Source organism: Pseudomonas sp. IT-P100 (assembly GCF_949767185.1).
GTDB classification, from domain to species: Bacteria; Pseudomonadota; Gammaproteobacteria; order Pseudomonadales; family Pseudomonadaceae; genus Aquipseudomonas; species Aquipseudomonas fluorescens_B.
In genome coordinates, this window is record NZ_CATKQK010000055.1 from 279,218 (window position 1) to 303,384 (window position 24,167).

The following is a 24,167-nucleotide window of genomic DNA, read 5'->3' on the forward strand; positions in this document are numbered from 1 at the left end:
ACGCGCAGGCTCATGGTCACGGAGGCTGTTCGACCGACCAGTCACCGCAACTGAGGCCGATAAAAACAATTACTGATTAATAAGTGAAATCGATTTATCGTATTTCCAATATAAGCTCAGCTTGTTACTGGAGGTTTCGATGTCGGTTTCCCACGCCCAGCTCAAAGCCTTCCACGCCGTGGCTGTTCACGGAAGCTTTACCAAAGCCGCCGAGCGGCTTTTCCTCACGCAACCGGCGATTTCCGACCAGGTGCGCAAACTCGAAGAACGCTTTGGCGTGTTGCTGTTCCACCGCAACAAACGCTCGGTGCGCCTCACCGATCTGGGCGAACGCTTGCTCGGCATCACCCAGCGGCTGTTTGTGATTGAGGCCGAGGCGCAGGAGTTGCTGCAGGACTCCCAGGCGTTGCAGACCGGCAGCCTGATCCTGGCGGTGGATGCGCCGGTCCACGTCCTGCCGCAGATCGCGCGGTTCTGCGAGCGCTATCCCGGCATCAGCGTGAAAATCGAAACCGGCAACACCGATGAATCGCTGTTTCGGCTGTTCAACTATCAGGCCGACCTGGCGTTGCTCGGGCGTGAGGTCAGCGATGAACGATTGATCTCGGTCGCGCTGCGTAACGACCCGATGGTGGCGTTTGTTTCACGCAATCATCCGTGGGCCGACCGCGAGTCGATCTGCCTGGCCGACCTCGACGACACCCCGCTGGTGCTGCGGGAAATCGGCTCGGTGACGCGTCAGACGCTGGAGGAGGAAATGGCCCGGGCGGGGTTTCGCATTCGTCCGGCGATTCAGGTCGAAGGTCGGGAAGCGGCGCGTGAGGCAGTGGTCGTGGGGATTGGCGTGGGCGTGGTCTCGGCCGCGGAATTTGGCGCGGATTCGCGGGTGTGTGCGTTACCCATCACCGATTGCACACGGCGGCTGACGGAGACACTGGTGTGCTTGCGCGAGCAGAGTTCACGGCGGGTGGTGGCGACGTTTCTGGACATGGTTCGCGAGAGTTTGAAGTGAACGCACGGCGCCCTTGTAGGAGGTGGCAAAGGCTGCGATCTTTCGCACTTCAAGCGAGGCGCCAAGAAACGCATCCAATCCCTCATGGAAGCCGGAAAACAATGAAGACGACACAACGCTTATCGATGCTTGCCGGGCTGCTCGCCCTCTCGTTTGGCGCTCAGGCAGAGCCATCGCATCTGGACAACATCATTCAGCAAGGCCAACTGCGCGTTTGCACCACCGGGGACTACAAACCCTATACCTTCAAAGCAGAGAACGGCGAATACTCGGGAATAGACATCGCCATGGCCCGCTCGCTGGCCGACAGCCTCGGCGTCAAGGTCGAGTGGGTGCAGACCACCTGGAAAACCCTGATGCCCGACTTGCTCGCGGGAAAATGCGACATCGGCATGGGCGGGATTTCGGTCACGCTGGAGCGGCAGAAAAAAGCGTTCTTCAGCACCACGCTGGACGTCGACGGCAAAATCCCCCTCGTGCGCTGCGAGGATCAGGCGCTGTACCAGACCGTCGAGCAAATCAACCAGCCTTCGGTTCGACTGGTCGAACCGGCCGGTGGCACCAATGAAGCCTTCGTTCACACCTTCCTGCCCAAGGCGCAATTGAGCCTTCACGATAATGTGACCATCTTTCAGGAGCTCCTGGACAAGAAGGCCGACGTGATGATTACCGATGCGTCGGAAGCGCTGTATCAGCAGAAACTGAAACCTGGATTGTGCGCGGTGAATCCGGGGCAGTTCATGCAGTATGGCGAGAAGGCTTATTTGCTGCCGCGTGATGACATGACTTGGAAGTTGTATGTGGATCAGTGGTTGCATCTGGCCAAGGTGACAGGGAAATACCAGAAGGTCTTGGGTGAATGGATTGCGACGCCTGAGAGCAAATAGCCGACCACGTTGGCAACGCCTGCGTTCGGCTGCGCAGTAGTCGCCCCCTCGGAGAACACGCAACGGCAGGAATACCGCGCCGTTGCGTCACACTCTAGTCGTCGTGCAACAACCCCGAGCTGTACTCGCCGAAGCTGTTACCGAGCGCACTGCCATGGAAATTCAACTGACTGTGATTATTGGTAGGGCCAGGGCCAAAGCCGGCAGATGGCTGGAGGTCTTCTGAATAATTGCTTTGGGTGCTTACCCCCGAACAGGCGCTCAACAGCAACGCACCACCGATCAGCAAGGCTTTGGCGAGGTTCGAGATCATTTTTCCGTTTCCTGTGGGCTGGGGCGTGGTGATGTGAGCTTTGCTCGTCATCGTAGGCCCGGAAGCGGCTGCGCATTATGAAACTTTGCAGGGCGACAGCATTGGTTCAGCTGCTGCGGTTTGTTGATGCGAAAAAGGTCGCTCCCCTGACAAATCGTTGAAAGAGCAACGTCCTACACGACACTCGGAATTGTCCGTACACTTGTCCATTGCTGCACTTTTGTCACGAGGCCTATAGTCCACCCAACGCCCAAATGGCGTGTCGGGTTTGGCGACTCGATGGCAATTGAACTGAATCCTTCGACCATTTTCGAAGCGTTTCGGAACGCACTTAGCTGCCTGTTTTATGGTGGCTGTGCGCGGGAGACCTTCGGGTCTGCCGGTTTCTCCATTGCCCGGTTCGCCAACCCGCGTACAGCTACCACCCATTCGTTTGGCGACGAATGAGCAGTAGTTTTCTCAAATTAATGGAGCTTCACATGAAAGAGTTTATGGCTTTAACCAGCAATGCCGATGACCTTCCCTCGCTGTATGTAAACACCACCCAACCGCTGCATTCACTGCTTAGCACCGCACGCTACCGAATTGGCGCGGTAACACAGATCCTCGAAAACCTCGCAATGCGCGGCGACATCACCACGGACTCGGTGATTCTCAGCGACTTCGCAATGCTTTGCTGCATACCGTTGCGTGATGGCTGTGATGTTCTGGATGTCGTTGCGCGACGTATGGATGCCGAAAAGTCCTGACGTCACAAAGGGGCGCCCTCCCCGGACGCCCCTTCGAACTCATGGATCACCCGAGCACGCGCTCAGAAACAAGCACCGACGATCAGCACGACGTTGATGATCTTCAAGATCAACTTGCAGTTCTTTGCGGGTACATGAGGGAAAACGAACGAAGTCTCGGCCAAACATAATGGCTTGTGAAATTTCATACGCTGCCGGAAACTCACCCCGCAACATTGGCCACTGGCCTGCAGCATGCAAAAAACGCGATACCAAGCACACGGAAAGAAAATCTGGTCGATACCTCGACCGAGCGCCACCCGAAAAAAGGACAGAACATGAGCAACACGGATGAATTGCAAACCGACACCGCCAGCCCAAAATGGAAAGAGCGTTTCGCTTTTTTTAATCAGAACGGCAGCCCCAAAAGTCCAAATTTCAGCTCGGCGCTCAAGCAACTACAGAGGGCAATATTCGACGAATGTCACAGCAGATATTTGCTGAGGTGAGAGCCGGCAATATCAGCGTTGAGGACGCGACAAAATTCAGCAATGAGATGCGCAACAAAATCATGTTCGAACACCGCAAGCTGACCTCTGCTCAGGGCCTGGCCATCGTGCAAAAAAAGAAGAAAACTGGGAAAACACACAGCGAAATCCTGAACGGAAAATCTCAAACTCAGTTCAACAAAAATTACGAACAACTTTCTAAGGCTCAACAGAAAGAAGTCTTGTACAAAGCTCTAGAGCGGTCTGGCAGTGCCAATGCCAAGTTCACTTCTGGCACCAAAATCATGTCCGTTATGGGCAAGGTTGGCATCATCATGACAGCGGTGCTTGCCACTTACCAAATACTGAACGCAGACGACAAGGCCAAAGAAACGGCCCGTCAAGCCACCATCCTGGGTGGTGGTGCGGCAGGGGGGGTTCTGGCGGGCTTGGGCATATCCGCTCTTTGTGGTCCTGGAGCTCCGGCCTGTGCCATAGCCGTTGTTCTCATTGGAAGCATTGCCGGTGGCATTGCTGGCGGGGTCGCGGCTGATACGTTCGACGCAGAGCTAGAGGAGCTGGCCCATTGGGACATATTTTGACTCCTGCGGAACGAGCGAACATCCAGATTGCGCTGGCAGAGGCCTTTGTAGACAGCGTTGTCGACTACGCCTCTATCGCAGAGCGAATCCGGGGCTATGACCCAAAGGTCGTTGAAGACATCTTGTACTCAGAGGTCGCGCCCGTGTGTTTCAGCAACCTTGAAACGCCCGTCCCTCCTGTTTGGACCGGTTTTCAGGATGAATGGTTACTGGATGAAATAGCCAAAGAACTCAAAGCGCGAGAAAGCAGTTGGCTACGACGTAGCTTCGACCGGTTAAAAGTTACATGGCTATGTTACAGCTACGGTTACATCTGGAAGGAGATCATGAAATTTCATCATTTTCAGTCATTGTAGCCCCCATAAGAATAGCCTCAGCCGGCGCAATAGAGCTTCTGAGATAGGGATTCGAACCCCGCGCTTGGACACCACCACCCTCCTTGCTCATTCGCCATTGAGCGAACTCCACCAGTTTTTGGCTGGTCAGCGCCGAGTCGCCGAGCTCGCCCAGCCAGGTGTCCTTGATAGCATTCAGCGTTGCGCTTTTGGTTTTGCCCAACGGACGGATCTTTTCGTACTCGTCCAGGTACTGCTCAATCATCTTCTTGACCGTCACACCCTTACGGTTAGCGCGTGCAATGGCACCAGGCTCGGCCAACTCCGTCTCGCGGCGCTTGATCCAAGCCTGGGCGACCTGCTTACGGTCGAACGTCTGGCTTTCCTGATAAACTGTCTTCCCGTCCCGATTGATCCGTATCTGCGCCGTGTAGGCCGTCGAATTGTCCTTGCGCTTGCGTGATGTGATCGTGCCCATTTCCAGTTGCTACATTGCCGAATTCGCTTGCTACATTTTAGCAACCGACTTCAGAAACAAGGAAAAATGGGTAAAAACTGCCGTATAAAAGATCAGTACCAATGAATTTCGAAAAACCTGAAGCCCCCGCAATCACTAGCCCTGCCCGCTCTGAGCCGTCCCGCCGCTTCAGCGTGGCGCCCATGATGGACTGGACAGACCGCCACTGCCGTTTCTTCCTGCGCCTGCTCTCCAAGCACGCCCTCCTCTACACCGAAATGGTCACCACCGGCGCGCTGCTCAACGGCGATCACGACCGCTTCCTGCGTCACAACGAAGCCGAACACCCGCTCGCCCTGCAACTCGGTGGCAGCGTTCCCCTGGACCTGGCCGCTTGCGCACGCATGGCGCAGGAACACGGTTACGACGAGGTGAACCTGAATGTCGGCTGCCCGAGTGATCGGGTGCAGAACAATATGATCGGCGCGGTGTTGATGGGGCATCCGCAGTTGGTGGCGGATTGTGTGAAGGCGATGCGCGATGCGGTGTCGATTCCGGTGACGGTGAAGCATCGGATCGGGATCAACGGACGGGACAGTTACGAGGAGTTGTGTGATTTCGTCGGCACCGTTCGCGATGCCGGGTGCACGAGTTTTACCGTGCATGCGCGGATTGCGATTCTGGAGGGGTTGTCGCCGAAGGAGAACCGCGACATTCCGCCTCTGCGGTATGACGTGGCGGCGCAGTTGAAGAAGGATTTTCCGGAACTGGAGATTATTCTCAACGGCGGGATCAAGACGCTGGAGGCCTGTCACGAGCATTTGCAGACGTTTGATGGCGTGATGCTGGGGCGCGAGGCGTATCACAATCCTTATGTCATGGCCGAGGTGGATCAGCAACTGTTCGGCAGCACGGCGCCGGTGATCAGCCGGGCCGAGGCGCTGGCGCAATTGCGGCCTTATATAGCGGCGCATATTGATGCGGGCGGTTCCATGCACCACATCACCCGGCATGTGCTGGGGCTGGGCACCGGGTTTCCGGGGGCGCGCAAGTTTCGGCAGTTGTTGTCGGTGGATATTCACAAGGCCAAGGAACCTTTGGTGTTGCTGGACCAGGCGGCGCAGTTGCTGAAAGGACGCTAACGGTCACCCGGGTTGAACCTGCGCCCGGATTTGGCATCGTATTTACGGACACCGCGCCCCGCCATTCAAACAGCCGTTTTCAGGTTGTTGCCGCTGGGGCCTTCGATACGTACATGCGCCCTTGAGTGGCTGTCAGCGCTCGGGTAATGTCATTAGACCCATAGGACAGAGCACGCCCATGACTTCCAAGCTGGAACAACTCAAACAGATGACCACCGTGGTTGCCGACACCGGCGACTTCGAAGCGATTGCTCGCGTTAAACCGGTGGACGCTACCACCAACCCTTCCCTGCTGCTCAAGGCGGCGGCCATTCCCGCTTATGCCGAGTTGCTGAACGCTTGCGTCAACGACTGCAAGGGCGACGTGGGCCTGGCCAGCGACCGTTTTGGCGTTGCGGTAGGGCAAGAGATTCTGAAGGTGATTCCGGGCCGTATTTCCACTGAGGTGGATGCGCGCCTGTCGTTCGACACTGACGCCGTATTGAAGCGTGCGCACCGTCTGATCGAGCTGTACGACAAGGCCGGCATCGGCCGTGACCGCGTGCTGATCAAGATCGCTTCCACCTGGGAAGGTATCCGCGCTGCCGAGATTCTGGAAAAAGAAGGCATCCAGACCAATCTGACGCTGCTGTTCTCGTTCGCCCAGGCGGCCGCGTGCGCCGATGCGGGTGTGTTCCTGATTTCGCCGTTCGTGGGCCGGATCTACGACTGGTACAAGAAGGCCAACGGCAACGACTACACCGGTGCGGATGATCCGGGCGTGCAATCGGTGACGCGCATTTACAACTACTACAAGGCCAATGACTACAAGACCGTGGTCATGGGCGCGAGCTTCCGTAATCTGAATCAGATCGAGCAGTTGGCCGGGTGTGACCGTTTGACTATCAGCCCTGACTTGATCGACAAGCTGGCGGCGGACACAGGCAAACTGGAGCGTAAACTCGCTCCGGGTCATGCCGGCGAAGCGCGCTTGAGCCTGAATGAAGCGCAGTTCCGTTGGTTGTCGAACGAAGATGCGATGGCAACCGAGAAACTGGCTGAGGGGATTCGTCAGTTTGCCCGTGATCAGGAGAAGCTTGAGTCGCTGTTGCAGGCCAAGTTGTGATGTAGTTTCGACGCCATGCAAAAAGGGCGAACCCATTGGGTTCGCCCTTTTTTTGTGCGGCTTTGAGGCAGATCAAGAACGGTGGCGAGGGAGCTTGCTCCCGCTCGGCTGCGCAGCAGTCGTAAAGCGATTAACCGGGGTTTGGCTGACCCAACGACGTGGATGTTTCAGGGCCGCTTCGCAGCCCAGCGGGAGCAAGCTCCCTCGCCACAGGGATCAGTGACGCTCCAGGGCATTCACCAGATCATGGAACGCTTCACGATTCGAATCGTTCAGCCCCATCAGGATCTTGTGTGCTTCAAGCACCTTGATCCGCACCACTTCCTCGGACTGATCCTGGTCAGGCAGGTCGGTCAGGCATTCAGGGCACGGGATCGGGCGGTCAACGATGTTGAACACCTGCTCGAAGCCCATGGATTGCAGCAGACGGGTGATGTCTTCGTGGGTGGTGACGACGGTCGGCAGCAGGCCGACCTTTTGCCGCGACAGGATCGACAGTTTGGCCAGCAGGCCAAGGGTAGTGCTGTCGATGCTGCGGGTTTCGGTCAGGTCGATCACGATCGCGTTGAAGTTCAACGCCGTGAAGATCCGCTCAATAGTCGCATCCAACGCCGAACACAGGGTCAGGCGAACTTCACCGACGAACTTCAGGACAAAGGTGCCGTCCTGCTCGGCGAACTGGATTCTACCGGTACTCATTGAAGATTCCTGCTCAACACCAACAGGGCGATATCATCCGGCATCTCCCCTAGCGTGGCCAATCCAAAAACCTGCCGCAGCCCATCCAGGGTGCCGCCCGCTGCCTTGACCCGTTGGGGCAAAGCCGCTTCTTTTTCTTTGAGTGTAGGCTCTGGCAAAAGGTCCAGAATGCCATCAGACATCAGCGTCAGGCTGAACGTCGGCGGCAGTTCCAGCACGTGGTCTTCGTAGGTGGCTTCATTGAAGAGGCCCACCGGCAGGCCACGCCCTTCCAGATAACGGACACTGTCTGGCGTGTACAACACAGGCAACGGCAAATGACCGCCGATGCTATAGGTCAACAAACCTGTCTCCTCGTCGATGACTCCACCGACCATTGTGACGTGTTTACCCAGCTTACAACTGATCAGGCCCCGGTTGATATGACCAAGGACCTCTGAAGGCTTGAATTCCGGCAATGTACCGTTGCGCTTGGATTCGAACAGCAAGCGCGTGGTCATGAATTTCAGCAGCACGGTAACGAAGGCTGAAGAGGCGCCATGGCCGGAAACGTCCGCCAGGTAGAACGCTACCCGACGCTCGTCGACCCGAAAGTAGTCGACGAAATCACCCGACAAGTACAGCGACGGGATGATCTGGTGAGCAAACTGGAACTCGTCGATGGTCCACGGGCTGACCGGCAGCATGTTCATCTGCACCTGGCGACCGGCGTTCTGGTCTTCCTGGAGCAGGTTCAGGCTGGCTTCGAGCTCGCGATTGGCCTTTTCCAGCTTCTCGCGATAGCGCTGGTTTTCCAGCAGCAGGCGCGCGCGATCCAGGGCCCGGCGCACGGAGTGCTCGAGCACAGCCAGATCTTCGAGAGGCTTGATCAGGTAATCCGCTGCGCCCAGGCGCAAGGCCTCGACCGCGTCGTTCATCACGCCGGCACCCGACACCACAATCACAGGGGTTTGCGGTGACCGCTCGGTGACCTGGCGGATGAGTTCGAGTCCGCCCATCTGCGGCATGCGAAGATCGCAGATGACCAAGTCGGGCTTGTCTTGCTCGAATACCTGAAGACCCTGCTGGCCATTGCTGGCCTGCAAGACGCTGAAACCACTGTCTTCCAAATAGGCGGCGAGGCTCGCGCGCACTACTTCGTCATCATCGATTATCAGCAGCGTGGCACTGGTTTTTGGCATGTGGGCAAACGGCGCCAGAATTAGGTTGGCGTAGCAGGCTGGGCAATTGACCCCGCGCACACTACTGGATTCGCTTTCTAGCCTCTCTGTTGCACCGCTTTCGGGCATTCACCCTACTCGCAGGCACACCAGAGGTGCCCTTCTAAGGCGCAGACGGTACTCCCATCCGCGGGGCGTTTCAAGCTCACGCCGATGGTCGCTTGACGTCTTTACTTGTCAAATCACCGGGAGTTATAAGAACAGGCAAAACCGTAACCCAATGGAAGGACCAAGCCCATGAGTCAAACCGATCGGGACTACAGCGAAAAGCGTGATTTCATCCGCATGCGGGTGGATGCCGACGTTGCGCTGATTCATGAAGGAGACGAGGTTGCAGGCGTCTGTATCGACCTTTCCAGCAGTGGCATGCAGGTTGAGGCGCCTCGTTTGTTCAAGGCAGGTGACCGCCTTAGCGTACGGATCGATTCCGATCATGCGGCACTCAAAGGCCTCGAGGCCGACACCGAAGTGGTGTGGGTCAAAGAACAGGACGGCGGCAGTCAGAAACTCGGCCTTACAATCTTGAAGATGAAATAACCGGGATCCAAAACCAAAGAAGGCGGCCAACAGGCCGCCTTCTTCGTTTTACCGGTCGTGATCAGAAATCGTCTTCGACCTGACCGTCCTTGACTTTGAATTCGCGGTTCTGCAAGTACGCATTGCGGATGAAGGTGTACTTGTCGCCAGTGATGAGCTTCTCGGCGGACAGAAGGCTGGCGCGGGTATCGACAATGTTCAGACCGAAGATCGAGTTACGCACCGGCACATCGTGAATGTACGGGTATGGGCCGGTGTAGCCATCGACGTATTTCGCCGGCGCATCACGCAGAGTGCTTGGGCCGAGAAACGGCAGCATCACGTACGGACCGCTGCCTACGCCCCAGTAGCCCAACGTCTGACCGAAGTCTTCGTCGCTGCGATTCAGGCCCATTTTGGTGCCCACGTCGAAGAAGCCCAGCACGCCAAAGGTGGTGTTGAAGATCAAGCGCGCGGTATCGACCCCGGCGGCGGCCGGTTTGGCCTGCAAGATGTTGTTGGCAAGGTTGGTGACATCACCGACGTTGCGGAACATGTTGTGGATGCCGTCTTCGAGAAACTGCGGGGTGACGAACTGGTAACCCTGCGCCAAAGGCTTCAGCGCATAGGTGTCGACCACGTCGTTGAATTTGTAGATGGGACGGTTGATGCTTTCCCAAGGGTCATCTTCCGTGGCTGCCTGGGCAACGAACGGAGCCAGTAAGGCACTGGCGCATACACAAAGCTGAGCTAGATGATTGCTCCAGCGCATAGAAAACTCCTTGGTTTGTACTGGCGCGGGCGTCTTGGCCCGGGCATTAAGCTGGCTAGTATAAGATGGAAAAGCCGCTTTAGGCAGTATCGTGCGTGATGGCCTTCGGATGATTCGCCCTGAGTGTAAGTGATTCACATCTATGTCATCCAACTGTCACCGGCTGCGCATAGCCTTGTCGCTATTTCAAGGACGTTGACATGCCGCACGCCGAAACCTTGCCCCTCGCCACGCCCAGCCTGACCGCCGTCTTGTTCGGCCTCAGCGGTTGCCTGGTGGATTTCGGCGCCCGGACGCGTCAGCACGGCACCCACTGTGCCGAGCACGCTGAGGTCACACCGGGCGCCCTGGATAGTTTGCACAGCTTGCAACGTCAGCAGATTCCCTGCGCCTGGCTCGACGAACTCACCCCTGCCCTTAGCCATTCCCTGGCCGCCGCTCTGCCGGAATGGATCAAACCTTCGCAACACCCCGCAACAATCAATCCCTGGCCCGCGCCGAATGCGTGCTGGCAAGCCTTGATGGCGTTGAATGTCGAGCGCCTGGATGGCTGCGTGCTGGTCAGCGGCGAACCGCGACTGCTGCAGTCGGGCCTGAATGCCGGGCTGTGGACGATTGGCCTGGCCTCCTGCGGCTCGCTCTGCGGGCTGGCGCCCAGCGAATGGCAGGCTTTGAGCCAGAAAGAACGCGAACACCTGCGCGGCAAGGCGACAGTGCAGTTGTTCAGTCTGGGCGTGCATTCGGTGATCGATCACCTGGGCGAACTCGACACTTGCCTGGCCGATATCAGCCTGCGTCGTCTCAAGGGTGAAAAGCCCTGACCGGGATCATGCAGGTTTCGCGCGAGTGGATTAATCTAAAGGTCAGCCATAGACCTTTGGCGCACTGCCGCGGTCTATGCCAGTGCCTATCGATAAAAGGAAGAACGCCATGCCTGCCCGCGAACTGCAACAACAGCTCAACACTCTGCGCGAGCAACTGGAACAGAATCCACCGCTGACCGAAGCCGAGCGCGAAGACCTGCATGCGCTGATGCAACAGATCGAACTTGAGCTTGAGCTGGAAACAAAAACTCAGGACACCAACCTCGCCGACAATGTGAATCTGGCCGTAGAGCGCTTCGAAATTGAGCACCCTACCTTGGCCGGCACACTGCGCAACATCGTGCACGCCTTGGGCAGTATGGGGATCTGAACCCGCCGGATACAAAAAAGCCCCGCTATCGCTAGCGGGGCTTTTTCATATCTGCGATTTGTAACGCAATCCCTGTGGGAACGAGCCGGCTCGCGATTGCGGAGTGTCAGTCAACATCAATGCTGAACGTGCTGGACTCATGGCGAGCAAGCTCCCACATTGGTACTTTATTGACGGACCAGACGGTGGTTCGGCAATTGGATGTCTTCAGTGCTGCGATACGGATTGATGTCCAACCCGCCACGCCGCACGTAGCGCGCATACACCGTCAGCTTCTCCGGCTTCAGCAACCGTTGCAGGTCGAGGAAAATCCGCTCCACGCATTGTTCATGAAAGTCCGAGTGCTGGCGAAAACTCACGATGTATTCCAGCAAACTCGCATGGTCCAGCGCCGCGCCACGGTATTCCACCGCCACGCTGCCCCAGTCCGGCTGGCTGGTGACCGGGCAATTGGACTTGAGCAAATGACTGTGCACGCTTTCCTCGACAATGCGCGACTCGTCGCAACGCAGCAGCTCCGGCCGCGGATGCTCGTAGTTGCTGACGCTGATCTCCAGGTCATCGATGCACACGCCCGGCAGCGCCACGACGCCTTCGGCTTCAACGTCTTTCAGGCTGCGAATCCGCACGCCAACCGGCTTACCCGCCGCAGCGGACAGGTCTTTCACCAGCGTCGCTTCAAGGCTCGCGGTGTCGGCAAACGGCGTCTGGTTCAGCGAATTGAGGTACAGCTTGAACGACTTCGATTCGATGATGTTCGGCGAATCCGCCGGGATGCTGAATTCGCCGATCGCCACCACAGGCTTGCCGGACGGCAACAGCCACGACAGCTCGAAGCAGTTCCAGAAATCCACGCCCTTGTACGGCAGGGTTTCAGCCGTCAGACCCAGCTCTGCCCATTTCGCGGTGCGCGGGATCGGAAACAGCAAGGACGGCGTGTACGTGGCGATGTATTCGCTGGATTTGCCCAGCGGCGAGTGTTCGGCTGCGGGATGCATGGCGGAAACCTGACTGAAGAATCAGCGGATTCTACCAGCCTTTGTGCCCGCCTTTGAGTGCTTACTGACTGACAGTCAACTTGCCGACCATGCCTGCCTGATAATGGCCAGGGATATTGCAGGCAAATTCCAGGCTGGTGGCCTTGGTGAAGGTCCAGGTCAGCTCCGCGGTTTTGCCAGGTTCAACGAGGACGCTATTCGGGTCATCGTGTTTCATCATTCCGTGATCCATGCCAGCCATCGAACCGTGGCCCATTTCCTTCATGCCTGTAGGCGTGAGCATGCCGCTCTGATGCATCTTCAACATTTCCTGCTGATGTTTTGCATGCATCGCCGCATCGCCGAGGTTGAATTCGTGCAGCAACTGGCCTTTATTGACCAGAACAAAGCGAACTGTCTCACCCGCCTTGAAATCGATGGCTTTCGGAGTGAACGACATGTCGCCCATCACCACTTCGACGCTTCGATCAGCCTTTGCAGCCGGGGCCGGTTGACCGAAGTCGTAGGTTTGCGCCGGCGCTGCCCACGCCGGTGAGCTCAGCGCCAGCAGACACGCGACCAGCATCAGAGGTTTGCGCAAAAACATAGTCGTACTCCAACAAGATAAGGTTCAGCCTGTGGAAAACTTTAAACTGCCGCCACTGCCCACAACCTGACAGCCAGATTACAACTTTGTCAGGTTGGACTGTACTGACGCTGCCCACGGTATAAAGCGTTCGTTCCACTTGCCTCGAGTCGCCCATGAAACTGCTGATCGTCGAAGACCAACCGAAAACCGGCCACTACCTGCGCCAAGGCCTGGCCGAGGCCGGTTTCAACACGGAGCTGGTGGCTGACGGCAGCACCGGCCAGCAATTGGCGCTGAGCGGCGATTACGCGCTATTGATCCTCGATGTGATGCTGCCGGGGCGCGATGGCTGGCAGATCCTGCAAGCCGTGCGCAGCGCCGGCCTCGACACGCCGGTACTTTTTCTGACGGCACGAGATGCGGTGGAGGACCGGGTCCACGGCCTCGAACTCGGCGCCGACGATTACCTGGTCAAGCCGTTCGCCTTCTCCGAACTGCTGGCCCGGGTCCGCAGCCTGTTGCGCCGTGGCAGTGCCGCGCCTCAGGAAACCAACCTGCAACTGGCCGATTTGCGCCTGGATCTGATCCGCCGCCGCGTCGAGCGCAGCGGCCAACGCATCGACCTGACCGCCAAGGAATTCGCCCTGCTGGAAATGCTCCTGCGACGTCAGGGCGAAGTGCTGCCCAAGTCGCTGATTGCGTCCCAGGTCTGGGACATGAATTTCGACAGCGACACCAATGTCATCGAAGTCGCCATCCGCCGCTTGCGCCTGAAGATCGACGATGAGTTCCCGAACAAGTTGATCCACACCGTGCGCGGCATGGGTTATGTCCTTGAAGAGCGTCCTGCCTGATGCGCCGACTGTCCTTGAGCAGCCGCCTGGCGCTGCTGTTTGCCGCCTGCACCGCCGTGGTTTCATTGTTCGCCGGGGTGTTGTTCAGTCGCGCCAGCGAGGCGCACTTCGTTGAGCTGGACCAGCAATTGCTGAGCGGCAAGTTGATTGGTTTGCGTCGAGCGCTTCACGATCTTCAGTCCAGCGACAGCGAAGTCAGGCTGGCGGAAGAATTGAACCGTCAGGCGGATCTTTCACTGAGGATTACCGGCAGCGACGGCCAGCGTTGGTATGACAGTTCGACGCGCTTGCCCGACAAGCTGCCGCACAAACCGGGCTTGTCGACCATCAATGACAACGACACCGACTACCGCGTCCTGAATGCGCCGTTGTTTGTGGACAAGCCTGACTCACCGCAATTGACCCTGCTGCTGGACATCACCCATCACCAGCATTTTCTGCAGCGCATGCAACACCTGATCTGGCTCACCGTGGGTTTGTCGGCCCTGGCCACGGCGCTGCTCGGTGCATGGGCGGCGCGCAGCGGTTTGCGTCCATTGCGCCGCATGAGTGCGGTCGCACGCGGTGTTTCGGCGCAATCGCTCAACGCGCGCCTGCCCGAAGACGACATGCCGCCAGAACTCGCGGAAATGGCCCACCACTTCAACGCCATGCTCGGACGCCTCGACGACTCGTTTCAGCGTCTCTCGGCGTTTTCTGCCGACATCGCCCATGAGCTGCGCACGCCGCTGTCGAACCTGCTGACGCACACCCAGGTCACCCTCACCCGCCCGCGCCCCATCGAGGATTACCGCGAAGCGCTGCACAGCAACCTCGAAGAAGTGCAATGGATGGCGCAACTGGTCAACGACATGTTGTACCTGGCCAAGGCTGACCATGGATTGTTGATGCCAAAACGTGAACAGCTGGAACTGGCGGAAGAAGCGGATGTGTTGCTGGAGTTTTTTGCACCGCTGGCCGAGGACGCCCAAGTGACATTGAGCCGCGAAGGCACCGCGCGCCTGGTGGGAGACCGGAGTATGTTGCGCCGGGCGCTTTCGAATTTGCTGGATAACGCGCTGCGGTTCACGCCGGCCAAGGGTGAGGTCAGGGTGCGGATTGTTGAGCGACCAGAAGGTTTGAGCCTGACGGTTGAGAACAGCGGCGATGGGATAGACGGGGTGTTGCTACCGCGACTCTTCGATCGCTTCTACCGGGCGGATCCGGCTCGACAGGAAGGCAGCAGTGAACATGCGGGGTTGGGATTGGCGATTACCCAGTCGATCGTTCGTGCCCATGGCGGGCAAATTCGTTGCGAATCGGCCGATGGATGGACCAGGTTTGTGATCGAGTTGCCAAAGAGAGATTGAGGCAAGCAGTCTGGCCACATCGCGAGCAGGCTCGCCCCCACAGTAGATCGAGTTCAATCACACCGTAGTGAACGACTCATAACCCTGTGGGAGCGAGCCTGCTCGCGATGGCAGTACAACTGATTACGAATACCGCAACGCGTGAGCCGGCTCGATCTTCGCCGCACGCCACGCCGGGTATACCGTGGCAAGGAAGCTCAACACAAACCCCGCCGAGCAGATCAACAACACATCCCCGCCCTGCAACTCCGAAGGCAGGTTACTGACGAAATACACATCGGAACTGAAGATGTGTTGCCCGCTCACCCGCTCCATCCAGCCCACCAACTCACTCACGTTCAGTGCGGCGATCACGCCGAGCACGCCGCCGATCAAGGTGCCAACCACCCCGATCACCGTACCCTGGACCATGAAGATCGCCATGATCTGTCGTGGCGTGGCGCCGATGGTGCGCAGGATCGCGATGTCCGCGCCTTTGTCGTTCACCACCATGATCAGGGTGGCGATGATGTTGAACGCCGCTACCGCAACGATCATCAGCAACAACAGGCCGATCATGGTTTTTTCCATTTTCATCGCGCTGAACAGGCTGCCCTGGGTGTGGGTCCAGTCGTCAGCCTTGTAAGCGGCGCCCAAGCCGCCAGCGATGTCGCTGGAAACCTGCGGCGCCGCGTACAAATCTTTCACCGCCAGGCGCACGCTCTGCACCTGATTCGGCTCCCAATGCTGCATCTGCGCGGCATCGGCGACGTGGATCAGTGCCATCGAGCCGTCCAGCTCGGCACCCACCTTAAACACGCCAACCACGTTCAGTCGCTGCATGCGCGGGGTAATTCCGCCCGGCGCGTTGCTGACTTCCGGCACGATCAGGGTGATCTTGTCGCCGACATTCAAGCGGAAACGTCGCGCAGTGATCTCGCCGATCACTACGCCGAACTCGCCCGGTTTCAAGGCATCGAGACGGCCCTGAACGATGTGCTGGGCAACGATCGAGACCTTGCCTTCCAGTGCCGGATCGACGCCGCTGACCTGAATCGGCTGCATCGTGCCTTTATAGGAGAGCATGCCTTCCATCTCGGTGAACGGCACGGCGGCGGTCACTTCCGGGTTTTTCATCGCGGCGGCGGCCACCGGTTGCCAATCGTCGATCGGCTTGACGCCGACGATGGTTGCGTGGGGCACCATGCCGAGGATGCGCGAGCTCATTTCGCGCTGGAACCCGTTCATCACCGACAACACCACGATCATCGCCAGCACGCCGAGGGCGAGGCCGATCATCGAGGTCATCGAGATGAACGAAACAAAGCGATTGCGGCGCTTGGCGCGGGTATAGCGCGTGCCGATAAAGATCGATAACGGTCTGAACATTCGCTGGGGCACCGTATAAAAACAAAAAGACCCGACGTCTTTTCAGACATCGGGTTTCGACCAATCAGATAGGCGTCAGGCAACCTTCCTGCAAATGCAGGACGCGATCCATCTGGCGAGCCAGGTTCATGTCGTGGGTCACCACCAGGAACGCCGTGCGCATCGAGGTGCTGAGTTCCAGCATCAAATCCTGAATGCCTTGGGCGGTATGGGAGTCGAGGTTGCCGGTCGGCTCGTCGAGCATCACCAGGCCTGGCTTGTTGACCAGGGCGCGGGCGATGGCCACACGCTGACGTTCGCCACCGGACAATTCCGCCGGTTTGTGCTCGAGGCGATGGCCCAGCCCTACCCGCTCCAGCAACGCCGTCGCACGCTGGCGCGCTTCCGGGATCGCGGTCTTGCCGATCAGCAGCGGCATGCAGACGTTTTCCAGTGCGGTGAACTCCGGCAGCAAATGGTGGAACTGGTACACGAACCCGAGGGAACGGTTACGCAGCAGGCCACGATTCTTCTCGCTCAGAGCCGAAAGCTCTTGGCCGTCGAGCCAGACGCTGCCCTTGGTTGGCGTATCGAGGCCGCCCAGCAGGTTGAGCAAGGTACTTTTGCCCGACCCCGACGTGCCGACGATCGCTACGCGCTCACCCGGATGCAGCTCCAGTTGCAGACCGGCCAGAACCTCTACCGACTCCGGGCCTTCCTCGTAGGATTTGCCCAGGTTGCGGCAGCTCAAGATTGCTTTATCACTCATGCCCGACTCACTCATAACGTAGCGCCTCCGCAGGCTGGGTGCGCGCGGCACGCCAGGCTGGATACAGGGTGGCGAGGAAACTCAGGATCAACGCGGCGGCGCAGACCATCAACACATCCTGGCTCTGCACTTGCGACGGCAGGTAATCGATGAAGTACACGTCGGCGTTGAGGAACTTGTGGCCGATGAGGCCTTCGAGGGCCGAGATTGCGGCACTGACGTTCAGCGCGGCGAAGATACCAACCACGGCGCCGATCAGCGTGCCGACCACACCGATGACGGTGCCCTGCACCATGAAGATCGCCATGATCGAGCCCGGCGTGGCGCCGAGGGTGCGCAGAATCGCGATGTCGCCCTTCTTGTCGTTCACCACCATCACCAGCGTGGAAATGATGTTGAACGCAGCGACGGCAACGATCAGCAGCAACAGCAGACCGATCATGGCTTTTTCCATGCGGATCGCCTGATACAGGTTGCCATGGGTGCGCGTCCAGTCGCGGGCGTAGAAATGGTCTTCACCGAGTTGCTGGGCGATGTTCCATGCGGTGCGCGGGGCCTGGAACAGGTCGTCGAACTTCAGGCGGATGCCCTGCACCTGATCCGGTTTCCAGCGGTGCAGCTTCGCCAGGTCCTGCAGGTTGGTGACGCCCAGGTAACCGTCGATCTCGCCCGCGCCGACATGGAAGATGCCGACCACGGTGAAGCGTTTCATGCGCGGGAACATGCCGGCCGGGGTCACGGTGACTTCCGGCGCGACGAAGGTCAGCTTGTCGCCAATGGCCGCGCCGAGCTTGGCGGCCGCCTTGTCGCCGATGACGATGCCGAAACTGCCCGGTGCGAGGTCATCGAGTTTGCCCTGCAGCATGAACTTGTCGATGATCGATACCTGGCGTTCCAGCGCCGGGTCGATGGCATTGAGCAGCACTTTGGAGACTTTGCCGTTGTTGGTCAGCAACCCCTGCATCTGGGTGAACGGCGCCACGGCCGTCACTTGCGGGTTCTGCTTGACCTTGGCGGCGAGGTCTTGCCAGTCGCTGATCGGCTCGCCGGACTCGATGGTCGCATGGGGCACCATGCCCAGCACGCGGGTGCGCATCTCATGATCGAAGCCGTTCATGACCGACAGCACCACGATCATCACGATCACGCCAAGGGCAAGACCGATCATCGAAGTCAGGGAAATGAACGACACAAAATGATTGCGACGCTTTGCACGGGTATAACGCGTGCCAATAAATACGAAGAGAGGTCTGAACATGTCGGGGCTTGTTCGGAGGGAAAAGGAACGTCCTTGTGGCGGGGGTCGATAACCAGCTTTACACTCAGACCACCGCCGCTACCATGGGTTCGCCATGTCGACATTAGATGAAGAAGATCGCCGCGAATACTACCGTATCGAGGACACGATCGCACTGGAAATTCGGCCCCTGTCCGCTCCCGAAGCCGCAGGCCAGGAAGTGTTGCAGGATGCTTCCCCACTCTTCAACCTGCTCAGCGAACTGCACCTGAGCGAATTCGAATCGCAACACCTGTTGCGCCAGATCAGCGAGCGCGACCGCAACCTCGCGGCGTTCCTGAAATCCCAGAACAAACGCATCGATCTGCTCAGCCAGGTGATCGCCATCACCGTGCTCGGACAGATCGGCGAGCCGCAGCCTGTGATCATCTCCGAGGGTGGCGTCGACTTCCAGCACCCCACACCGATTGCCGCGGGCACGCACCTGTCGGTGAAACTGGTGCTGATGCCGCAAGCCCTCGGCCTGTTGCTGCGGGCGCGCGTTACCCATTGCGATCGCAAGGGCGACGGCTACGACGTCGGCACCGAGTTCGAACGTCCGACGGATGCCCAGCGCCAACTGCTGGCCCGCTACATTTTGCAGAAGCAGGCCCAGGAACGACGTCTGGCCCGCGAAAACGAATCAGGCATTTAAATTAAGGAAGAACCGTGACCCTCATCTACGGCCATCGCGGCGCCAAGGGCGAAGCACCGGAAAACACCCTGACCGGCTTTCAGGAATGCCTCAAGCACGGCGTGCGCCGCTGCGAACTGGACCTGCACCTGTCCATGGACAACGAGTTGATGGTCATTCATGACCCGACCCTCAAGCGCACCACCGACCGCCGCGGCAAGGTGGTCGAGCACACCGCTGCCGAGCTGGTGACCTACGACGCACGCAAGGGTGGCCCGGGCTGGATCAAGCCGTGCCCGATCCCGACGCTGGAAGAATTGTTCGAGAAATGCGACTTCGAGCACTGGCAGCTGGAAGTCAAAAGCGCTTCACGCACCCGCGCCGCGACCACCGTGTTGGCGATTCGCGAAATGGCCCAGCGTTTTGGCATGCTCGACAAGGTCACCATCACCTCGAGTTCGCGAGAAGTGCTGAAAGCGGCTTTGGACCTGGTGCCGGACGTGTCCCGCGGACTGGTGGCCGAATACGCCTGGCTCGACCCGCTGAAGGTCGCGGCAAGCTATGGCTGTGAAATTCTGGCGCTGAACTGGACCCTGTGTACGCCGGAACGCCTGGCGAAGGCGCAGCGTCAGGGGTTGCATGTGTCGGTGTGGACAGTCAACGAGCCCGCGCTGATGCGCAGACTCGCCGACTTCGGCGTTGACAGCCTGATTACAGACTTTCCCGGTTTGGCCACTGCCACGCTCGAGAATTGCTGAAATCGGTCTCCCCGGCCGGCTCAGGCCACCGGCCGGAGCCACTCAAAAAAGCCGGTTGAGGCCATCGTACGCCGCTACCCGATAGGCTTCGGCCATGGTCGGGTAGTTGAACGTCGTGTTGACGAAGTACTTCAGCGTGTTCAATTCGCCCGGCTGGCTCATGATCGCCTGACCGATGTGCACGATCTCCGACGCCTGATAACCGAAGCAGTGAACGCCCAGCACTTCCAGCGTCTCGCGGTGGAACAGGATCTTCAGCATGCCCTGAGGCTCGCCGGCAATCTGCGCACGCGCCATGCTCTTGAAGAATGCCTTGCCGACTTCATACGGCACTTTGGCCTGCGTCAGCTCCTGCTCGTTCTTGCCGATCGAGCTGATTTCCGGAATGGTGTAGATGCCGGTCGGCACGTCATTCACGAAGCGCCAGCTGTTGTTGTCGACGATGCTGCCAGCGGCCGAACGGCCCTGGTCGTGCGCGGCACTGGCCAGGCTCGGCCAGCCGATCACGTCACCGGCACCGTAGATGTTCGGTACGCAGGTGCGGTAGGCCTCGTCGACTTCGATCTGGCCACGGCTGTTGACCTTGACGCCGATATTTTCCAGGCCCAGCTGATCGGTGTTACCGGTTCGGCCGTTGCACCAGAGCAAGGCGTCGGCCTTGATCTTCTTGCCGGACTTGAGGTGCAGGATCACGCCGTTGTCCACGCCTTCGACGCGGTCGTAGTCTTCGTTATGGCGAACCGTGATGTTGTTGTTGCTGAAGTGGTAGCTCAGCGCCTGGGAAATTTCCGAGTCGAGGAAGCTCAGCAGCTGACCGCGGTTGTCTACCAGCTCTACCAATACGCCCAGACCGCTGAAGATCGATGCGTATTCGCAACCGATTACCCCAGCGCCGTAAACGATGAGTTTGCGCGGGGTGTGGCCGAGGCTGAGGATGGTGTCGCTATCGTAGATACGCGGGTGATGGAAATCGATGTCCGCCGGGCGATAAGGACGCGAGCCGGTGGCGATGATGATGTGCTTGGCCACCAGTTTTTCGACCACGCCATTGGCGCAGACCACTTCGATGGTTTGCTCGTCGGCAAAGCTGCCGGTGCCGAAGAACACGTCGACGCGGTTACGGGCGTAGTAGCCGGTGCGCGAAGCGACTTGTTTAGAAATGACTTTCTCGGCGCTTTTCAGTACGTCCGGGAACGAAAACCAGCGCGGCTCACCAATGGCCCGGAACATCGGGTTGGTGTTGAACTGCATGATCTGCCGGACCGAGTGACGCAGTGCCTTGGACGGGATGGTACCCAGGTGGGTGCAGTTGCCGCCGACCTGGCGACGGCTGTCGACCATCGCCACCTTGCGCCCTGCTTTGGCGGCGTTCATTGCCGCGCCTTCTCCCGCCGGGCCGGAACCCAGCACCACCACGTCGTAGTTGTAGACAGCCATGCGTACTCCTCAGAACAGGCCGCGGCGCCCTCGGCACCTGCGGCTAAATCACGCCGATCTGCGGCGTGAAGGAACAATTTGGGGCCAGTGCAGAACCCGGACACAGTCTATAGAAGCGTCAACGCCGCGCACATTAACCCTTGGTCGCGTCGTAGGCTACTTTTGCCTGCACTACAACGCCAGTCTTCAATGCGCGAATCGCCGCAATCATTCGGTTTTACCGCCACTGAGGCGTTCAAAAGCCTGATTGGTTCGTGTGACGAAACCTGTATCGGCACGAATCACAAAGAATGCACCGATATTGTGAGTTTCGGCATAGTCCCAACCCCGTTCAGGACCGAGAATCAGCAACAGCGTCGATAAGCCATCGGCCATCAACGCTGAAGGATGAATCACCGTGACCGACGCCAGGGCGTGTAAGACCGGCGCACCGGTGTGGGCATCAAGGGTGTGGGAATAACGTTTCCCATCCTGCTGAAAATAATTGCGGTAGTCCCCGGAAGTGGACACGCCATAGCCGTCCACATTGATGATGCGCTGAGCCACTTGCTGGTCATCGCGGGGCTCCTCCAACGCAATCTTCCAGGGTAAACCGTCGGGTTTCTTGCCCGCTGCCTTGAGTTCGCCAGTGACTTCGGCGAGGTAGTTGTGGATGTCCATGGCTTCGAGCCTTGCGGCAATGGTGTCGACCGCGTAGCCCGCCGCGATGCTATTGAAATCGACCTCGACGGCCGCGTCCTTGCACAGCTGATCACCCTCGATGCGCAAGTGGGTGTGGCCGACGCGTTGCTGCATCTCGGCAAGCGCTTCGGCGCTCGGGACTTTTTCTTCACGCGCCTGCGGACCGAATCCCCATAGGTTGAGCAGCGGTTCCACCGTCAAGTCGAAGGAGCCGTCGCTTTGGGACGACAACTGCTCACCCACACGGATCAATTCGAGTACAGCGCCGGGCATGACCTGGCAGCGGCCGGCCGGCAATGCGTTGAAGCGAGCAGTGTCCGAGTCGCTGCGATAGGTCGAGAATTGGCGATCCACTTCGGCGAGGATATTTTCTACTTCGACCTGCACCGCTTTCGGCCCGGGCGCAGAGGAATGTCTTACGTATTGGATGGAATAACGACTGCCCATGGTCGGGCCGTCGAAGCGTTCCAGGCTGGCGCCGTTGCCACAACCGGACAAAACGCCGGCCAGCACCATAAGTCCACCCCACCGTCCAGTTAACAAATCTTCATCTCCCCTCAAAACCGCGCCCGCCATTATGGGGCTCAGAGCGCATGAGAGCGAGATCTGCCAGCGCCCGTGAGCCAGACGCAAAACCTGTGGCCGCGAGAGCGACTTGCCGATCTCGTTCCCACAAGCGCAGCGTTTCAAACAAGATTTACCAGCGCGAGTACCTACAAATGCCTTCCAATACGAGCAACGGCAAAGCGATTTTTCGCGTCGTCAGCGGAAACTTCCTGGAGATGTTCGACTTCATGGTCTACGGCTTTTACGCCACGGCCATTGCGAAAACTTTCTTCCCCACCGACAGTGCTTTCGCCTCCCTGATGTTATCGCTGGCCACGTTTGGCGCCGGCTTTCTCATGCGTCCGCTGGGTGCGATTTTCCTCGGTGCCTACATCGACCGGCATGGTCGTCGCAAAGGGTTGATCATCACCCTCGCGATGATGGCCGCGGGCACGGTGTTGATTGCCTGCGTGCCGGGTTACGCCACATTGGGCGTGGCCGCGCCGCTGCTCGTGCTGTTCGGTCGCCTGTTGCAGGGTTTCTCGGCGGGCGTGGAGCTGGGCGGTGTTTCGGTGTATCTGGCCGAGATTTCCACACCGGGACGCAAAGGCTTCTTCGTCAGTTGGCAGTCCGCCAGTCAGCAAGCGGCGGTGGTTTTCGCCGGCCTGCTGGGGGTTGTCTTGAACCACTGGCTCAGCCCGGAAGAAATGGGTGACTGGGGCTGGCGCGTGCCGTTCCTGATCGGCTGCATGATTGTGCCGGTGATCTTCGTGATTCGCCGTTCGCTGGAAGAAACCCCTGAGTTCCAGGCACGAAAACATCGCCCTACCCTGCGGGAAATCGTCCGCTCGATCGGTCAGAACTTTGGCATTGTCATCGCCGGCATGGCATTGGTGGTCATGACGACCGTGTCGTTTTACCTGATCACCGCCTACACCCCGACCTTCGGCAAAGCCGAACTGCATTTGTCGGACCTGGATGCGTTGCTGGTGACGGTGTGCATCGGCCTGTCGAACTTTTTCTGGCTGCCGGTGATGGGCGCTGTGTCCGACAAAATCGGGCGAAAACCGTTACTTCTCGCAGCGACTATCCTGGCGATTCTCACTGCCTACCCGGCCCTGTCGTGGCTGGTTGCAAACCCGAGCTTTAACCATTTGCTGATTGTCGAGTTGTGGCTATCGTTCCTGTACGGCTCGTACAACGGCGCCATGGTCGTAGCGCTGACCGAAATCATGCCGGTGGAAGTTCGTACGACCGGTTTCTCTTTGGCCTACAGCTTGGCGACCGCAACCTTCGGTGGGTTTACACCGGCAGCCTGTACGTACCTGATTCATGTGCTGGACAACAAGGCAGCACCGGGGATCTGGCTCAGTGGCGCGGCGGTGCTTGGATTGATTGCGACGCTGGTGCTGTTCAAAGGCAATCGGCATGAACTGCGGACTGCGCAAGCAGCGGTGGTCGGCCGCACCTGATAGATCGC

The 24,167-nt window shown here is 58.7% G+C and carries 26 protein-coding genes and 2 pseudogenes; 16 read left to right on the forward strand and 12 right to left on the reverse strand.

The features are described 5' to 3' along the window. The first annotated feature begins 139 nt into the window (after positions 1 to 139). Together ACM6IQ_RS25250 and ACM6IQ_RS25255 are read left to right on the forward strand one after the other, a co-directional pair. Positions 140 to 1,012: a LysR family transcriptional regulator gene (locus tag ACM6IQ_RS25250; RefSeq protein WP_017339851.1), complete on the forward strand. Its 873-nt coding sequence runs from the start codon at positions 140 to 142 to the stop codon at positions 1,010 to 1,012. A 125-nt stretch (positions 1,013 to 1,137) separates the two neighbouring features. Next, positions 1,138 to 1,899, forward strand: a complete 762-nt coding sequence (locus ACM6IQ_RS25255) for a transporter substrate-binding domain-containing protein (protein WP_414880134.1) — start codon at positions 1,138 to 1,140, stop codon at positions 1,897 to 1,899. 94 nt (positions 1,900 to 1,993) lie between these two features. Here ACM6IQ_RS25255 and ACM6IQ_RS25260 read toward each other — a convergent pair whose 3' ends face one another. Continuing rightward, the gene (locus ACM6IQ_RS25260; RefSeq protein ID WP_414880117.1) at positions 1,994 to 2,212 is read right to left on the reverse strand and encodes a hypothetical protein; all 219 of its coding nucleotides are present in this window, start codon (positions 2,210 to 2,212) and stop codon (positions 1,994 to 1,996) included. 479 nt (positions 2,213 to 2,691) lie between these two features. On the opposite strand from ACM6IQ_RS25260, the gene ACM6IQ_RS25265 reads away from it, so the two are divergent. From ACM6IQ_RS25265 to ACM6IQ_RS25280, 4 genes and pseudogenes are all read left to right on the forward strand, one after another. Beyond that, positions 2,692 to 2,961 (forward strand): short-chain dehydrogenase, encoded by a 270-nt coding sequence (locus ACM6IQ_RS25265; protein WP_414880118.1) that lies wholly within the window; start codon positions 2,692 to 2,694, stop codon positions 2,959 to 2,961. A 176-nt stretch (positions 2,962 to 3,137) separates the two neighbouring features. Beyond that, positions 3,138 to 3,449 (forward strand): hypothetical protein, encoded by a 312-nt coding sequence (locus tag ACM6IQ_RS25270; RefSeq protein ID WP_414880119.1) that lies wholly within the window; start codon positions 3,138 to 3,140, stop codon positions 3,447 to 3,449. After that, positions 3,392 to 4,030: pseudogene (locus ACM6IQ_RS25275) on the forward strand (hypothetical protein); the annotation flags it as partial. The gene ACM6IQ_RS25270 and the pseudogene ACM6IQ_RS25275, both read left to right, overlap by 58 nt. After that, complete coding sequence (locus tag ACM6IQ_RS25280; RefSeq protein ID WP_414880120.1) at positions 4,015 to 4,386, forward strand: hypothetical protein; 372 nt, start codon at positions 4,015 to 4,017, stop codon at positions 4,384 to 4,386. The pseudogene ACM6IQ_RS25275 and the gene ACM6IQ_RS25280, both read left to right, overlap by 16 nt. 58 nt (positions 4,387 to 4,444) lie before the next feature. Here the strand turns inward: ACM6IQ_RS25280 and ACM6IQ_RS25285 are convergent. Continuing rightward, positions 4,445 to 4,843 (reverse strand): annotated as a pseudogene (locus tag ACM6IQ_RS25285) (integrase); the annotation flags it as partial. Positions 4,844 to 4,944: 101 nt separating this feature from the next. On the opposite strand from ACM6IQ_RS25285, the gene dusA reads away from it, so the two are divergent. Together dusA and tal are read left to right on the forward strand one after the other, a co-directional pair. Then, positions 4,945 to 5,964, forward strand: a complete 1,020-nt coding sequence (gene dusA / locus ACM6IQ_RS25290) for a tRNA dihydrouridine(20/20a) synthase DusA (RefSeq protein ID WP_414880121.1) — start codon at positions 4,945 to 4,947, stop codon at positions 5,962 to 5,964. A gap of 178 nt (positions 5,965 to 6,142) precedes the next feature. Then, the gene (gene tal / locus ACM6IQ_RS25295; RefSeq protein ID WP_414880122.1) at positions 6,143 to 7,069 is read left to right on the forward strand and encodes a transaldolase; all 927 of its coding nucleotides are present in this window, start codon (positions 6,143 to 6,145) and stop codon (positions 7,067 to 7,069) included. Positions 7,070 to 7,285: 216 nt separating this feature from the next. Here the strand turns inward: tal and rssC are convergent, their stop codons facing one another. Further along, positions 7,286 to 7,768 (reverse strand): anti-sigma factor antagonist RssC, encoded by a 483-nt coding sequence (rssC, locus tag ACM6IQ_RS25300; protein WP_007935262.1) that lies wholly within the window; start codon positions 7,766 to 7,768, stop codon positions 7,286 to 7,288. Next, entirely contained in the window at positions 7,765 to 8,949 is a 1,185-nt protein-coding gene (gene rssB, locus ACM6IQ_RS25305) for a two-component system response regulator RssB (RefSeq protein WP_017339862.1), read from the reverse strand. Before rssB ends, rssC begins: the two co-directional genes overlap by 4 nt. Before the next feature lie 276 nt (positions 8,950 to 9,225). On the opposite strand from rssB, the gene ACM6IQ_RS25310 reads away from it, so the two are divergent. Then, a complete protein-coding gene (locus ACM6IQ_RS25310) occupies positions 9,226 to 9,525 on the forward strand; it encodes a PilZ domain-containing protein (RefSeq protein ID WP_017339863.1) in 300 nt (99 codons plus the stop codon). Between the two features lie 61 nt (positions 9,526 to 9,586). Here ACM6IQ_RS25310 and ACM6IQ_RS25315 read toward each other — a convergent pair whose 3' ends face one another. After that, the gene (locus ACM6IQ_RS25315) at positions 9,587 to 10,276 is read right to left on the reverse strand and encodes a VacJ family lipoprotein (protein ID WP_017339864.1); all 690 of its coding nucleotides are present in this window, start codon (positions 10,274 to 10,276) and stop codon (positions 9,587 to 9,589) included. Positions 10,277 to 10,476: 200 nt separating this feature from the next. Here ACM6IQ_RS25315 and ACM6IQ_RS25320 point away from each other — a divergent pair, with 200 nt between their 5' ends. Both ACM6IQ_RS25320 and ACM6IQ_RS25325 read left to right on the forward strand, forming a co-directional pair. Continuing rightward, entirely contained in the window at positions 10,477 to 11,097 is a 621-nt protein-coding gene (locus tag ACM6IQ_RS25320) for an HAD family phosphatase (protein WP_414880123.1), read from the forward strand. Between the two features lie 109 nt (positions 11,098 to 11,206). After that, positions 11,207 to 11,470 (forward strand): DUF4404 family protein, encoded by a 264-nt coding sequence (locus ACM6IQ_RS25325; protein WP_017339866.1) that lies wholly within the window; start codon positions 11,207 to 11,209, stop codon positions 11,468 to 11,470. A gap of 167 nt (positions 11,471 to 11,637) precedes the next feature. Here ACM6IQ_RS25325 and queF read toward each other — a convergent pair whose 3' ends face one another. Continuing rightward, on the reverse strand, positions 11,638 to 12,468 hold the full coding sequence (gene queF / locus ACM6IQ_RS25330) for an NADPH-dependent 7-cyano-7-deazaguanine reductase QueF (RefSeq protein ID WP_414880124.1): 831 nt from the start codon (positions 12,466 to 12,468) through the stop codon (positions 11,638 to 11,640). Positions 12,469 to 12,529: 61 nt separating this feature from the next. After that, positions 12,530 to 13,054, reverse strand: coding sequence for a plastocyanin/azurin family copper-binding protein (locus tag ACM6IQ_RS25335; RefSeq protein WP_017339868.1), 525 nt, complete (start codon positions 13,052 to 13,054; stop codon positions 12,530 to 12,532). Positions 13,055 to 13,209: 155 nt separating this feature from the next. On the opposite strand from ACM6IQ_RS25335, the gene ACM6IQ_RS25340 reads away from it, so the two are divergent. Continuing rightward, on the forward strand, positions 13,210 to 13,890 hold the full coding sequence (locus ACM6IQ_RS25340; protein WP_414880125.1) for a heavy metal response regulator transcription factor: 681 nt from the start codon (positions 13,210 to 13,212) through the stop codon (positions 13,888 to 13,890). Next, entirely contained in the window at positions 13,890 to 15,239 is a 1,350-nt protein-coding gene (locus ACM6IQ_RS25345) for a heavy metal sensor histidine kinase (protein ID WP_414880126.1), read from the forward strand. Before ACM6IQ_RS25340 ends, ACM6IQ_RS25345 begins: the two co-directional genes overlap by 1 nt. 123 nt (positions 15,240 to 15,362) lie before the next feature. On the opposite strand, the gene ACM6IQ_RS25350 is transcribed toward ACM6IQ_RS25345, so the two are convergent. The 3 genes from ACM6IQ_RS25350 to ACM6IQ_RS25360 form a co-directional block, all read right to left on the reverse strand. Further along, the gene (locus ACM6IQ_RS25350) at positions 15,363 to 16,607 is read right to left on the reverse strand and encodes a lipoprotein-releasing ABC transporter permease subunit (protein WP_017339871.1); all 1,245 of its coding nucleotides are present in this window, start codon (positions 16,605 to 16,607) and stop codon (positions 15,363 to 15,365) included. A gap of 64 nt (positions 16,608 to 16,671) precedes the next feature. Then, positions 16,672 to 17,355, reverse strand: a complete 684-nt coding sequence (lolD, locus tag ACM6IQ_RS25355; RefSeq protein WP_017339872.1) for a lipoprotein-releasing ABC transporter ATP-binding protein LolD — start codon at positions 17,353 to 17,355, stop codon at positions 16,672 to 16,674. Between the two features lie 7 nt (positions 17,356 to 17,362). Further along, positions 17,363 to 18,613: a lipoprotein-releasing ABC transporter permease subunit gene (locus tag ACM6IQ_RS25360; RefSeq protein ID WP_017339873.1), complete on the reverse strand. Its 1,251-nt coding sequence runs from the start codon at positions 18,611 to 18,613 to the stop codon at positions 17,363 to 17,365. A gap of 94 nt (positions 18,614 to 18,707) precedes the next feature. Between ACM6IQ_RS25360 and ACM6IQ_RS25365 the strand changes: the two genes are divergently transcribed. Beyond that, entirely contained in the window at positions 18,708 to 19,286 is a 579-nt protein-coding gene (locus tag ACM6IQ_RS25365) for a PilZ domain-containing protein (protein WP_017339874.1), read from the forward strand. A gap of 14 nt (positions 19,287 to 19,300) precedes the next feature. Further along, the gene (locus ACM6IQ_RS25370; protein ID WP_414880127.1) at positions 19,301 to 20,023 is read left to right on the forward strand and encodes a glycerophosphodiester phosphodiesterase; all 723 of its coding nucleotides are present in this window, start codon (positions 19,301 to 19,303) and stop codon (positions 20,021 to 20,023) included. 42 nt (positions 20,024 to 20,065) lie between these two features. On the opposite strand, the gene sthA is transcribed toward ACM6IQ_RS25370, so the two are convergent. After that, positions 20,066 to 21,460, reverse strand: coding sequence for a Si-specific NAD(P)(+) transhydrogenase (sthA, locus tag ACM6IQ_RS25375; protein WP_007907752.1), 1,395 nt, complete (start codon positions 21,458 to 21,460; stop codon positions 20,066 to 20,068). 207 nt (positions 21,461 to 21,667) lie between these two features. Next, positions 21,668 to 22,657, reverse strand: a complete 990-nt coding sequence (locus ACM6IQ_RS25380; protein ID WP_414880128.1) for an FAD:protein FMN transferase — start codon at positions 22,655 to 22,657, stop codon at positions 21,668 to 21,670. A gap of 203 nt (positions 22,658 to 22,860) precedes the next feature. Here ACM6IQ_RS25380 and ACM6IQ_RS25385 point away from each other — a divergent pair, with 203 nt between their 5' ends. Then, a complete protein-coding gene (locus ACM6IQ_RS25385) occupies positions 22,861 to 24,159 on the forward strand; it encodes an MFS transporter (RefSeq protein ID WP_414880129.1) in 1,299 nt (432 codons plus the stop codon). Positions 24,160 to 24,167: the final 8 nt, after the last annotated feature.

Coding starts and splice junctions, on each gene's coding strand:
- ACM6IQ_RS25250 (WP_017339851.1), top strand. CDS start 140: ATGTCGGTTTCCCACGCCCAGCTCAAAGCCTTCCACGCCGTGGCTGTT.
- ACM6IQ_RS25255 (WP_414880134.1), top strand. CDS start 1,138: ATGCTTGCCGGGCTGCTCGCCCTCTCGTTTGGCGCTCAGGCAGAGCCA.
- ACM6IQ_RS25260 (WP_414880117.1), bottom strand. CDS start 2,212: ATGATCTCGAACCTCGCCAAAGCCTTGCTGATCGGTGGTGCGTTGCTG.
- ACM6IQ_RS25265 (WP_414880118.1), top strand. CDS start 2,692: ATGAAAGAGTTTATGGCTTTAACCAGCAATGCCGATGACCTTCCCTCG.
- dusA (WP_414880121.1), top strand. CDS start 4,945: ATGAATTTCGAAAAACCTGAAGCCCCCGCAATCACTAGCCCTGCCCGC.
- tal (WP_414880122.1), top strand. CDS start 6,143: ATGACTTCCAAGCTGGAACAACTCAAACAGATGACCACCGTGGTTGCC.
- rssC (WP_007935262.1), bottom strand. CDS start 7,768: ATGAGTACCGGTAGAATCCAGTTCGCCGAGCAGGACGGCACCTTTGTC.
- rssB (WP_017339862.1), bottom strand. CDS start 8,949: ATGCCAAAAACCAGTGCCACGCTGCTGATAATCGATGATGACGAAGTA.
- ACM6IQ_RS25310 (WP_017339863.1), top strand. CDS start 9,226: ATGAGTCAAACCGATCGGGACTACAGCGAAAAGCGTGATTTCATCCGC.
- ACM6IQ_RS25315 (WP_017339864.1), bottom strand. CDS start 10,276: ATGCGCTGGAGCAATCATCTAGCTCAGCTTTGTGTATGCGCCAGTGCC.
- ACM6IQ_RS25320 (WP_414880123.1), top strand. CDS start 10,477: ATGCCGCACGCCGAAACCTTGCCCCTCGCCACGCCCAGCCTGACCGCC.
- ACM6IQ_RS25325 (WP_017339866.1), top strand. CDS start 11,207: ATGCCTGCCCGCGAACTGCAACAACAGCTCAACACTCTGCGCGAGCAA.
- queF (WP_414880124.1), bottom strand. CDS start 12,468: ATGCATCCCGCAGCCGAACACTCGCCGCTGGGCAAATCCAGCGAATAC.
- ACM6IQ_RS25335 (WP_017339868.1), bottom strand. CDS start 13,054: ATGTTTTTGCGCAAACCTCTGATGCTGGTCGCGTGTCTGCTGGCGCTG.
- ACM6IQ_RS25340 (WP_414880125.1), top strand. CDS start 13,210: ATGAAACTGCTGATCGTCGAAGACCAACCGAAAACCGGCCACTACCTG.
- ACM6IQ_RS25345 (WP_414880126.1), top strand. CDS start 13,890: ATGCGCCGACTGTCCTTGAGCAGCCGCCTGGCGCTGCTGTTTGCCGCC.
- ACM6IQ_RS25350 (WP_017339871.1), bottom strand. CDS start 16,607: ATGTTCAGACCGTTATCGATCTTTATCGGCACGCGCTATACCCGCGCC.
- lolD (WP_017339872.1), bottom strand. CDS start 17,355: ATGAGTGATAAAGCAATCTTGAGCTGCCGCAACCTGGGCAAATCCTAC.
- ACM6IQ_RS25360 (WP_017339873.1), bottom strand. CDS start 18,613: ATGTTCAGACCTCTCTTCGTATTTATTGGCACGCGTTATACCCGTGCA.
- ACM6IQ_RS25365 (WP_017339874.1), top strand. CDS start 18,708: ATGTCGACATTAGATGAAGAAGATCGCCGCGAATACTACCGTATCGAG.
- sthA (WP_007907752.1), bottom strand. CDS start 21,460: ATGGCTGTCTACAACTACGACGTGGTGGTGCTGGGTTCCGGCCCGGCG.
- ACM6IQ_RS25380 (WP_414880128.1), bottom strand. CDS start 22,657: ATGGTGCTGGCCGGCGTTTTGTCCGGTTGTGGCAACGGCGCCAGCCTG.
- ACM6IQ_RS25385 (WP_414880129.1), top strand. CDS start 22,861: ATGCCTTCCAATACGAGCAACGGCAAAGCGATTTTTCGCGTCGTCAGC.